Raw genomic sequence first — 12,300 nt, 5'->3', positions numbered from 1 at the left:
ATTAACATAAGAGAATAGTAACGTGCTTTCACCTTCAAGAATAGTCTAAATCCTTAAGTTGATGGATGTGGGGTACTCCCCCATGCCCATCAAGCTAACCGAGTAAATTCCTAGATATGAAACGATCCTTGTTTTAAAACTAGCAATTGATAGAAAAGTAGGCATGCTAAAGAATTCTATTAAACGTGATTTTTTCACTAGGCAGCTTGTCTATGCTTCACCGTCGTTTTATACACAATCTCTAGAATATCAAAGACAGTCATCTTCTTATACCAATGACATTTACTTTACGTAAAATTCGCTCAACTATTCGGGATATACCAAATGAATTTTGTAAATAATAAGATTGTTAAACAAGAAATTGAGGAGGACTTGTATGCTAAATCATAACAAAGCTAAAGAAAATTCGGGTTCTATTTTGAAACCGGATTTTGTTGGAACTGATGCAAACAAAGTAAAACAAGAAATTCAAAAAGATGTAAGTGAAGGACAAGGGGCAATGACTTCCCGAGAGGCAGGGGCAATGCGAGATTAAGAAAACACCTTTAGTGGTTCTGTTATTCTTCTGCTTCAAAATTTCAATTTGTAATTAAGTTTAAGACAAAAAGGAAATTCCTTTAAGGAATTTCCTTTATTGAAAATTTTTATTCATATGTTATAACATAAAAAAGGAATTGAGTGGTTCAGACTCAATTCCTTTAGTGAAGCCTTTTGTAAACGAATACATTGGTAAGAGAATCCGGCTTTGTGTAGGGTTCTTTTACTTTGCTTGCAACATAAAATATAGAACCTTATATGCCATTTGTCTTATTTTGGGGGTATTTTCCTTTATTAGCTTGATGACGATGGGGGTACTGCACGCAAAAAGAGAGAGAACATAATCTTGTATTAAAATTTACATGTATATTTATTCATTTTTATAATGAATTTTAGAAGGAAATAATTAAGAAGCCAAATGAAGGTTTCAATATAAAAACGTTATACACAAGATAATCTGTTTTTTATCGATGTTCCGCCCATCTATTATAAACAGAAGAACGTATATTTTTCACATAGTTCAGAAAATCTTGCGATAGTCCAAATTTCTTAAACCCTTTTATCAACTTCGTAGGAACCTCACTATTTGAAGTAAAAGCTCTTTTATGGTCAATGACTTTTAACTGACCTTCTTCATTTATTAACACATGTCTTACTTCCGTGTCCCACCTAGTAAATCCAATCTTTTTTAATTCATCCAACATTATTAATATCCTTTCAGTTAGTTCTTCTGTAATTTGTTTTTCTTTTTTCAAGTGACGTGCAAGTGAAATTCCTTGTATATACTCCATGATAATATAATTTTCTCCATATCCATAAAGTCTTGGAATAATAGGTGATGATTGCCCAATTACTAGAGCTCTCAACTCTTTTTTTTGAGTTTCTTCCAGGAAAAATATTTTTACGCATTTATCATGGCTTAATCGGTATACTTCTCCATCTTTTCCGTCTCCAATGAGCTTATATTCCACTAAATCGCTTCTACTTATTTTTCTTTTATTAAAGTATTTGTTCATTTTATATCTCCTTAATAAGTATTTCTTGATTTTGCAGTAGTCCCATCTCACATTCTATGATTCATCACTTACATATGTAACCTAGACCAGTATGTATTTTTATTTGAATAACTATTTTTGTAATGTTTTTTGTATCAAGATTTTTAAAAACAATTTCATATCAAGATGTTACTTTCTCTTTAAAGATAATATTTTGCTTTTGATTTCAGACCACTAGGATCTCTTTTATATTTTTTAAATTTTATCTGAACCCATTCGTTAATCTCATATTTCGAAAAACTATAATTATTACCTTTCTGTATAATGTGAACTCATCACTTTCACTATGATTAGGTATAAGGTGTGATCTCAATTGATATTTAATTATATATTTCAATATAATGAATTAAAGGCTTTTAATAAAATGCTCATTCATTAGAAACGTACATATAATAATCATAGTCACCTCAGTATTAGTTGTTGAGTACCTTTTAAAGCACTCTTTATTTATAAAGTTAGGGCGTATGATATTTGCTTCATAATTATTTTTTCTTCTTACCCTTCATATGAAAGTACATATTTTAACATGAGCTGAATACATGTGTTCTTTCTATTTATTACTAAATAACAATTTTATTGATTTCCTTGAACCTTTTAACGCGACAAACATATAATATTCTATCACGTTTATAGACTTCTTTTTTCAAGAGTACATATTAAATACGTACTCTTTTTCTTTAATCTTAATAGAAGAAACCAACCTTTAAAACATAAAAACCGATTCCTTAACGTACAAGGGATCGGTTAATTTGTGTCTAAAATGTTTCTAAAACGTACAATTTTCTTTTTTGATATGGTAACCCCATGCCCATCAACTTAAGAGAACGGATTAATCCCAAAAAGAAAAAATAAGCTTTTTTATTACAAGTTAACACAAAATTTCGTTTTGAGGGCGTTATAAAACTTTAACCTGATGGCGATGGATGTTACCCCTAAAAGATGAATTATTGAAATTACGTAGTATGATCTATGATAAATTTTGTGAATAAAAACCCTTTACTATTTTTCAGTTTTACTTATTGTCTAACGGTGCAGGTTAGTTGAACAAATAAAGGAGTTTTGCTTACAGTAAAGAAAGAATAAATAAAGAAAAATGTAAGGGGATGAGTAAAATTTCAGAACGTAGCAATCATATTATTCAAATTAAACCTTGGGAAGATAAGGACCTTGATTTACTTTTTCGTATTAACACCCCAGTGATGATGCAGTATCTCTGAGGTCCAGAGAATGAAGAGCAGATTTTGAAGCGACACAAACGGTACCTTGAACTGGTTAGTAGAGGATGTATGTTTAGCATTTTATTGTTACCAGAGCAAGAATCAGTGGGTTCTGTTGGCTATTGGCAAACTACTTGGAATGATGAAAGTGTGTACGAAACTGGCTGGAGCGTTCTTCCCACATTTCAGGGGAAAGGAATAGCGACAACTGCAGTAAAGTTGGCAATAGATGAAGCATCCGCTGAGAATAAGTATAGGTACATTCATGCTTTCCCTTCAGTTGAAAATCCAGCTTCAAATGCAATTTGTCGGAAGCTTGGATTCAAATTAATCTCCGAATCCGAATTCGAATACCCTCCTGGTAGCTTTATGCGATGTAATAATTGGCGTTTAAACTTAATTGCCAGTAAATAGCCTTTTTAAATTAACGGAGACGTTAATTTAATAGGAGTCACCACATATGCCCATCAAGTTAAAATAAATCTGTATTCCTATAATGAAAAAAACGTTATTCTTTTTGTAGAAATACACAGAAAGGATGATGTTTTTGTATGAATCTCTCGATTCAAGATGAACTACAACCATTTGCCGAAGAATTACAACTCTATGTGACACCTATATTCTTAGAAGAACTTGCAAGAGAACTTGGGTTTGTAAAACGAAAACGCAAGTTTTCTGGCTCAGACTTAGCTACTATTTGTATTTGGGTGAGTCTACGGGTGGCAAGTGATCCCCTGGTTCGATTATGTAGTAGGTTTCATGCAGCGACAGGCACTTTACTCAGCCCTGAGTGCTTAAATAAACGCTTAAATACAAAAGCAGTTTTGTTTTTACAACATATTTTTGCTTTACTGTTACAACAAAAAGTATGTGAACAAACGCAAATTTCTAACCAACCCTTCTCTTATTTCCAACGAATTCGTATCCTAGATGCCACCGTATTTCAAGTGCCAAATGCCTTAGAGCATGTATATCCAGGCTCTGGAGGATGTGCCCAAACAGCCGGAATCAAAATTCAATTAGAATATGATTTGCACAGTGGAGAATTTCTTAACTTTCAAATTGGACCAGGAAAAAATAATGACAAAACATTTGGTACGGAGTGCTTAGATACTTTACGACCAGGAGATTTATGTATTCGTGATTTGGGTTATTTTTCATTGAAAGACTTAGATCAAATGGATCAACGAGGTACATACTATATTTCTCGTTTGAAATTAAACACGAATGTATATGTGAAAAATCCAAACCCGGAATACTTTAAAAATGGTGCAATTAAAAAACAATCGGAATACATACAAATTGATGTAAAACAGATTTTAAACCAACTACACTCAGGAGAAAAATTTGAATTAAAACATGCTTATATTGGTGATAAACAACAACTGTTTGCACATGTTATTTTTAATCGATTAACAGAAAAACAACTTCAAAAACGACGAGCGAAAATCTCGGAAAAAGAAAAATCCAAAAATAGAACGTACTCAGAGAAAAGTAAAATGGTAGCGGGATTAAACGTGTACGTGACGAATACACCTTGGGAATAGATTTCGATGGAACAGGTACATGAGTTATATACTTTGCGTTGGCAAGTAGAGATTGTCTTTAAAACGTGGAAATCACTCTTCAAAATAGACCATTATCGTAATGTAAAACAAGAACGATTAGAGTGCCACTTATATGGAAAGCTAATCGCTATTTCCCTATGCTCCTCTACTATGTTTAAAATGCGCCAACTTCTTTTGCAAAAGAAGAAAAGAGAATTAAGTGAATATAAAGCGATAGGAATGATCCAAGATTATCTATATCTTTTGTATCAAGCTATACAGAAAGACACCCAAGAAATAACAAAGATTCTAATCCGTCTATTTCACCTACTACGGAAAAATGGGCGGAAATCTCATCGATATGAGAAGAAAACAGTCTTTGATATTATGGGTGTTGTCTATGAATATAGTGGACTTAGAAAACAAAAGAAGGCTGCATAATCTTTAAAAACTATACCTATTTAGGTTTATTTGGCATGCTCATTTTTAAGAATAAAAAGTGTTTTAAGAGTGTTGTAGTTTATTTGAACGAAAATTCATATTGTTTCCGTTCTTAAGTTGATGGGCATGTATGGTAACCCCTATATGCAATTCAAAAATTTTATTCGATATTCTTCTTTCTTATTGCTAATCTTTCGTTTTCTACTATTATATTAGATGTTAAATTATTTAATTTTTTTAAAGATTCAATAGATACACCGAATTTCTTTGAAATCCCATTTAACGTATCTCCTTTTTCAATTGTATACATTTCATAGTCTTCTTCTAAATCAGTAACATACAGCATTTCCCCTGTTTGCTTACTTGTTTTTTCTCTTTCTATTAATATATTATGCTCAATTAGTGTATCTATAATTTGTTTAGCACGAGCTTGATAAGTATGCCCCTGTACTGTTGTTCGTCCCCGTTCTTGAATTTTCACTTTCTTTTTTGGATGATTCAAAAAATAGTGTATTGCTTCAAGTGTTTCTTTTGATGATGAAACCGTAATTAAATCTTTCCCTGGCCTAAATATCTTCTTAACACCTGGAGTATCTAGCGTAAGAAGAAATCCACCCGATCCTAAAATTTCATACGTTCTTTGGGTAATTAGCTCTTGATAATTTTGTAACCCTATTATAATATCTGCCGAGTTATACACCTTATATGTCTCTAAATAGTGCATAGGGCCATGAATCCAGTCTTTTGGTATATCCATGCCAAAAAAACGATTCATTTCATCCCATTTATTCCCCCAAAAATCAATACGAATATTTTTTTCCAAAAGCGGTCGAATTAGGACATTAAGAGCATGACTTCTAAAATGATCAGGATATTTTTCCAAAATATGAGGATATGCATTTGCAACAACTGCAATTGAACAATTGAATTCTGAGGATTTAGGAGATTTGTAGTGTGCTGTTTCTTCAAAGCCAAAGTCCAAATGAGCAGCTGGGACTCCTAATTTCCGATAGACTTTAACTGTTTTTGGACATATTGTAAACACAAAATCTGGTTTCATTCTTTTAACTAATGGAATAGACCAAATGTCTGTATAAGCAGGATCTTCCACCGCCCAATATATAAGGGGTATTGTTGTTTTCTTCATACATTCTCTTATTAAATCTTGCTTTATTTTTGTTTGTTCTTGCCCCCAACCAATTGAGATCACCAAATCCGGATTAAATTCTTCCAACATTTGCGAAAGATTTTTTGTTAACGGACCTGAAATTAAAACATCATGCCCATTTGCTTGAAATCCTCTCGGTAAATTATTCTTCCATATATGGCTACTCTCTAAGAAAAGAATACGCATTTCATTTCACTCCTTAACACACGCAATGATTTCAAATTTCTTACAATACATCTTAATTTTTAAGGTACTAATAAAGACTACATGAGTATTTCACTTACTTTTACTATTTGGTATCCTTGTTTTTTCAATTCAGAGATTATAATATCTGTAGCAACAGCTGTTGGTTTTCCATTTAAATGAAATAATACAATATCCCCACCTTTAAGCTTTCCCAGTACTCTATTAACTATAGTTTCAACTGAAGGCTCTTTCCAATCAATTGAATCTATATTCCAATGAATTGTGTAGGGAAAACCGAGTTTACCAGCAATCTCTAGAATTTCTTTATTCCAATTTCCAAAAGGGGGCCGAAATAACGGACTTCCTTTCGTCTCTATAATTTTTTCAAAACACCTAGTTGTTTTCTTAAATTCCTTCATAATGTCCCTAGATGATAACTTCGTCAAATCCGGATGACTGTATGAATGATTTGCAATTTCATGCCCTTCTTTCACAATACGTTTAGCGAGACTTGGAAATTTTTCTACCCATGCGCCTGTTAAAAACATCGTAGTTTGGATATCATGTTTTTTTAATACGTTTAAAATTTCTTCAGTCTTATCTGCATCAGCACCTGCATCGTAAGTTAATGAAATCATTTTTTTAGTATTTAATCCTTTTGAAATCAGTACGGATGGAAAAACCTTCAATGTAGAATCACGTGTATCAATTTTAATTAATTGACCTGCAAGAATATAGTCTGAATCCAATTCATTATCTAACTTAATTTTTTCTACTGAGATATCAAATCGTCTTGAAATACTTCCTAAAGTTTCTCCATGACAAATGGTATAATAATTATAATTCGTAAGCTTACTTTCATTTATTTTCCTTATTTTCAACGGTCTTCCAGCATCAATTGAATCGGAAGTAAGGTTGTTTAATTGTTTCATTGAACTGACAGTTACCCTTAGTTCATTTGCTATGCTCAATAATGTATCGCCATTGCGTACACTATAAATCTCAAACTCTCCCTGTTTATATGTCTTGTTCTTTTCATTTCCAAAAACATAATTACTTCTTTTCCCTCTAAATATCCCATACTCTTTTAAAATATCAATCATATACTCTGCACGTTTCTCATAAGAATATTTTTCAACTGCTTTTCTTCCATTTTGTCTAATCTTTTCTCTCATTTCAGAATGCTGAAGGAAATAATTAACTAATTTAACAGTTTCCTCGGGTGAAGACGATGTTATAAGGTCTTTTCCCGCTTTGAATACACGATGAATTTCAGGAATATCGTTTGTTAAGAGAAGGCCTCCAGAGCCAAGTATTTCATACGTACGTTGCGTAAGCTGCGTAGGAAGATTTTGAAGTCCGATAATAATATCGGATGAGCTGTAAACTTTATTTGCATCTGTGTAATCAATATATCCATGAATCCACTCCCTTGGAATATCGACACCTAAAATATCCTTCATTTCATCCCAGTACCTACCATAAAAATCTATTCTAATATTATTTTCTAACAAAGGCTTGATTAATGCGTTTAATGATTGATGCCGAAAATGCTCTGGAAGATAACTCAATTTTTTAGGATATCCGTTTGCAACAAGTGCAACAGGAGCATAATATCTCGGGTCTCTATCCATTGGGTGATGGACAATTGGATGATAGCCGAAGTCTAAGTGTTCGGCAGGAATCCCCTTCTCTTTGTAAACTTCTACCATATCCGAGCAAATTGTAAATACAAAATCTGGACGTGTTCTCTGTATATAAGGTAATGTAAAAATCTCTGTAGAAGTTGGATCTTCCGTTGCCCAGTATACATGTGGAATATTAAATTTTTTCGTACATTCAAAAATCAATTGTTGTTTGAACTTAGATGCATTTTCTGGCCCCCATCCCATTGTTATAACTAAATCTGGTACAAAATCATCTATAAGCTTGTAAATAGTATGGCCATCTAAAGGGCCTGAAACCTTTACTTTATGTCCAGCATCACGAAACCCGTTTGGTAAACCATGAATCCACATTGGATGGCTCTCTAAAAATAAAACTCGCATATTTTCTCACCTCAAAAACGTGATATTGTTAAATGCTGTTAATTACTCTCCAACAAACGATTTATTGTTACAAATTCGTATCCTTTTGCAATTAATTCATCTATTAAAATTGGTAACGCCTTGACTGTCCCATCCAATATTCCAGGGGACATTTTAAGAGAATGCTGTAATACTATGGCACCTGGTGATAAGTCCTGTCTCACAATCTCAATGATTTCTTCAGCAGACAATCCTGTCCAATCTAACGTGTCAACTGACCACATGATTAATTTGTAACCTAATTCACTGATAAAATTTAGATCTGCATTAGTAAATTCACCATACGGTGGACGAAACAATGTTGTTTTTCTTTCTCCAGTTAATATAGTAATTTCATTTTCTGTACGAGATATTTCTTCTTTTATTTGCGAAGTGGTTAAATTCGTGAATTTAGGATGGCTCCAACTATGGTTTCCTAACGCATGTCCTTCTTTCACAATACGCTTTAACATACTCGGACACCACTGAATTTGTTGCCCCACAACAAAAAAAGTAGCTGGAACTTTTTTGTCTTCTAGAAGATCTAAAATTTTAGGAGTGTAATAATCATCAGGACCATCGTCAAATGTTAAAGCTATCTTATTCCCAGCTGCGGCCCCTCTATAATAAACATTCGAATTCCATTTAGGTAAGGAATTCGTGATTAAGTATATTCGAGGAATTTCCATATTGGACCAAACAACTAACTCAAGCCTTTGAACAACGTAAAAAAATGGAATATATATTGTATCATTTATTTCAATAGGGGCAGTCAAAAGAGAATCATGTAGAACAGTTTTGCTTCCTTCTATAAAGACTTCACTTTTAAACTGGTTCTTAAATAACGTGAGTAAAAATTTATCTTTTTTCAAAACAATAGAATGGTTTTTACTATTATAATCAACTAAAATACCTGCGTATTTTAAAAACAAAACTGGAACCATAACATAACCATCTTGTATATAATAAGTTGTTAGCACCATTTTCCCATCTACATAAATCTCTATCTGTTCTGTTTTCATTTTTCAATCCTCCCATCCTTGTTATTTAAAAATTAAAGTTTAAAATAACCTCCTTGCTTACAATAAGTAAAAAAACAATGGAGAATACCGCAAAACTATAGCTATAATGAAAGCAACTTACTTACCGTACATACATTAAAATTACGATTTAAAATCAATTTTAATATATTCGGTAATGCCTTAACCGTTACTTCAGTTGGATGGATCAGAATAATGGATCCATTTTTCATGTTAGAATTTACTATATCTATAATTTCATCTGCATGATTTGTATTCCAATCTAGAGTATCTAATGAACTAATAATTGTTGTCATACCTTCTTGAGAAGCTATCTCAACTATTCTTTCATTACATGCGGCATATGGAGGAGTAAAGAACTTAGGTGTAACTTTAAGTTCTTTAAAAAGGATTTCATTCGTACTTTTTAATTCCCATTTAATATAATCATCCGTTAATCCTCTCATATCAAGATGTGAATAAGCATGACTTCCAATCTCATGTCCCTGATCCCTTATCTTTCGAGCTAAATGAGGATATTTATGAATCCAAAGCCCTTCTAAAAAAAAAGTGAATTTGCAGTTGTAATTTTTCATAATCTCCAATAATTCTAAAACGTATTGATTTCCCCATGATACATTAATTATGATCGAAATTAAGTATTTATCGGGCTGTCCAAAATATATAGGTTTTATAATCTGGTTCGTATTTCTAAATTGAGAATTCCGTTTAGCAACAATAGGAAAAAAGTCATAAACTTTATTTTTATCCATTACATTCCACACACTTCTTCAATATCATTTTTCATATCCCTCACCATTTCTAAAACTCTTTTCTTATTTTATATGCTTCTATACATCTAAATGATTGGGGAATTAACCTCATAACAATGCTTATTCTATCCAGTATGCTCTTTATACGTATTAGTAAAAGAATACTTAATGATTCGAAGTTTGTGGATTCAAATTACGGAATTATCAGGAGGGAAAATAGAAATTTATTCAAGTTGCTATACATTAAAAATAGAAAAAATTAGGAGAAATTTTAAAAATTGTAAGGAAGAATATTTTTGATAAATATTTTTAAATCCCAATATGAAAAATAGGTTATGCGAGAAGAAAAAAATATTGAACCTCAAAAAAACAATAAAATAATGCACCATCACAAGGAAATACATCAGAGACTGTAATTCAACAAGAGAATCAACAAAAAGTAAAAGAACAAAATCAAATGATAATTTCTAAGGTGCAAGCATCTGAAGAAACTGAAGTTGAAATAAAAAAACAGTTATTGGAATCTCAAAAAAGGAAAAAGAAAAAGATCAAAAAATTGAAGAAATTTATCAAGAAGCTAAAAAACCTTGATGGAAGAAATGGTAATATACAAATGTAAAATGAATAGTACAAGTCTATATAAAATTATTTGCAATATAGTTGAATTAAACAAAATAACGCACTTCCAAAAAGGCCACAATACCCTCTTTGAGAATTAGAGCTTTTTTTCCTTTATAGGGTAAAATATATTACTTTACTCTTACAAAATATGAATTCACTGTAATGTAGAATAATGAAAGTTTTTTCACTTTATACCTTGGGGAACTTTCCACAAACAAGAAGTAAATTCATGAAAAGTGTGGGTTCTATATTTAATAAGAACCCCATTAGAGATACACTATATTTTTTATAAATAATACCAACTGATTACTTATTATAGAGATGGTCATTTGCTTACTAGATATATGACTGTAACTGACATAAATCCGATAAAGAATTTAATAACTTGCACTGATGCATCTTATAACAGAATTTTTCTTAATTTTATAGATATAATTGATTCGAGATAAAAAACATACAGTTTTTCCAATGTAGCCGGGAGTATCAGACTTTGAAATAGAAAATATGAACTTAGGGGACAAGACTATGAAGGTTATAAGGTCTATTTTTAACGTGTTTCGTTTACTGTGTAAAATTATGAATCCTAGTAGTTAACTGCGAGCGTATTGATGCGATTCTACTCTAATTATAAATTTACATTTGGATAAATAATCATTATTTTCAAGATACACGTGTAGTTCTTACACATAACGCCAGTAACTGTCACTATAAGTGACTTGTCCGAAGAGCACTAATATACAGTTATTCCCTTTGATTTGACCGAATAAAACTCAATATTACGTATATAATGTATACACATGGTAATCTTTTTCCTTGGGTGAGCAGTTAGCTTTTGCTAGCTGCTCTTTTGTTTGAAATGAAATTTTCATTAGATTCCTTTTCATTTGTGTATAATATTTTCAACCACGTTTTATACTATAACTGTAACTTCAAGTTACATATCCGTATCTGTAGGACCTAATTTCTTTTGTACAACAAAGTGGTTAGCAAATTAAGCTGACTGCTTTGTTGTGCCAAATAAAGTTGGTATGAGATATTTGCACCTCAATGAATGGCTCACATATATTATCATGAGTGCTACACCTCTCTCTCAGGGACCAACTTACTCAGAGCACTAATTAAAAGTGCTCTGATTCGTTTTTTTGAATAAATCCCCGAATACTGTTCATACTTTGAATACGTCAATCTGTAACAATTGATTTCCTCTTAAAAAAAATTAAAAAGGTATATCCTTTCAATGGGATATACCTTTAACTTTAGTGAATTTTATATTGACCTGATAATTGTTCTTGCGCCATACGAACTAAGCGTTTTGTAATTTCTCCACCCACTGAACCATTTGCTCTTGCTGTTGAATCTGGTCCAAGTGTAACCCCAAACTCCTGAGCAATTTCATATTTCATTTGCTCAATAGCACTTGCTGCAGCTGCTATTAAGATCTCGTTTGAATTATTATTTTCACGAATTTGCATTTCTTACACATCCCCATTTATTTTGGTAATATCATGCTCTATTTCCTGTAAAATATTCCTTTATCCTTATAATTTATTGGCTTCTCGGTTCTGTTGCAAAGTTTCCTACATGAAGCTACAATCTAGAAAACAGGATATAGGAGAATCAGACATGAGGTACTTTAAAGGAAAACAATTCAAGAGAGATATCATTTTAGT

The 12,300-nt window shown here is 31.9% G+C and carries 7 protein-coding genes and 3 pseudogenes; 4 read left to right on the top strand and 6 right to left on the bottom strand.

Going from position 1 to position 12,300, the window contains the following annotated elements; all coding sequences use genetic code 11:
- Positions 1–376: 376 nt before the first annotated feature.
- Positions 377–535, top strand: coding sequence for a hypothetical protein (locus JDS80_RS29575; protein WP_002158183.1), 159 nt, complete (start codon positions 377–379; stop codon positions 533–535).
- Positions 536–1,001: 466 nt separating this feature from the next.
- Here the strand turns inward: JDS80_RS29575 and JDS80_RS29570 are convergent, their stop codons facing one another.
- Positions 1,002–1,553: a serine/threonine-protein kinase gene (locus tag JDS80_RS29570; RefSeq protein ID WP_016130491.1), complete on the bottom strand. Its 552-nt coding sequence runs from the start codon at positions 1,551–1,553 to the stop codon at positions 1,002–1,004.
- A 1,142-nt stretch (positions 1,554–2,695) separates the two neighbouring features.
- On the opposite strand from JDS80_RS29570, the pseudogene JDS80_RS29565 reads away from it, so the two are divergent.
- Positions 2,696–3,223, top strand: a pseudogene (locus tag JDS80_RS29565) (GNAT family N-acetyltransferase).
- A 137-nt stretch (positions 3,224–3,360) separates the two neighbouring features.
- Positions 3,361–4,797, top strand: a pseudogene (locus JDS80_RS29560) (IS4 family transposase).
- A gap of 160 nt (positions 4,798–4,957) precedes the next feature.
- Here the strand turns inward: JDS80_RS29560 and JDS80_RS29555 are convergent.
- The 4 genes from JDS80_RS29555 to JDS80_RS29540 form a co-directional block, all read right to left on the bottom strand.
- Positions 4,958–6,151: a DUF3880 domain-containing protein gene (locus JDS80_RS29555; RefSeq protein WP_199640691.1), complete on the bottom strand. Its 1,194-nt coding sequence runs from the start codon at positions 6,149–6,151 to the stop codon at positions 4,958–4,960.
- Positions 6,152–6,228: 77 nt separating this feature from the next.
- Complete coding sequence (locus JDS80_RS29550) at positions 6,229–8,199, bottom strand: DUF3880 domain-containing protein (RefSeq protein WP_199640690.1); 1,971 nt, start codon at positions 8,197–8,199, stop codon at positions 6,229–6,231.
- Between the two features lie 38 nt (positions 8,200–8,237).
- A complete protein-coding gene (locus JDS80_RS29545; protein WP_199640689.1) occupies positions 8,238–9,239 on the bottom strand; it encodes a polysaccharide deacetylase family protein in 1,002 nt (333 codons plus the stop codon).
- A gap of 101 nt (positions 9,240–9,340) precedes the next feature.
- The gene (locus JDS80_RS29540) at positions 9,341–10,009 is read right to left on the bottom strand and encodes a polysaccharide deacetylase family protein (RefSeq protein WP_199640688.1); all 669 of its coding nucleotides are present in this window, start codon (positions 10,007–10,009) and stop codon (positions 9,341–9,343) included.
- A 923-nt stretch (positions 10,010–10,932) separates the two neighbouring features.
- Between JDS80_RS29540 and JDS80_RS29535 the strand changes: the two are divergent.
- Positions 10,933–11,079, top strand: a pseudogene (locus JDS80_RS29535) (YolD-like family protein); the annotation flags it as partial.
- Positions 11,080–11,886: 807 nt separating this feature from the next.
- Here JDS80_RS29535 and JDS80_RS29530 read toward each other — a convergent pair.
- Entirely contained in the window at positions 11,887–12,102 is a 216-nt protein-coding gene (locus JDS80_RS29530; RefSeq protein WP_001167047.1) for an alpha/beta-type small acid-soluble spore protein, read from the bottom strand.
- Positions 12,103–12,300 lie beyond the last annotated feature (198 nt).

Origin of the sequence: Bacillus cereus group sp. N8, assembly GCF_016483685.1 — a bacterium.
GTDB classification, from domain to species: domain Bacteria; phylum Bacillota; class Bacilli; order Bacillales; family Bacillaceae_G; genus Bacillus_A; species Bacillus_A proteolyticus.
Note: the sequence above shows the minus strand (reverse complement) of the source record. Positions and strands in the feature narration are given on the sequence as shown.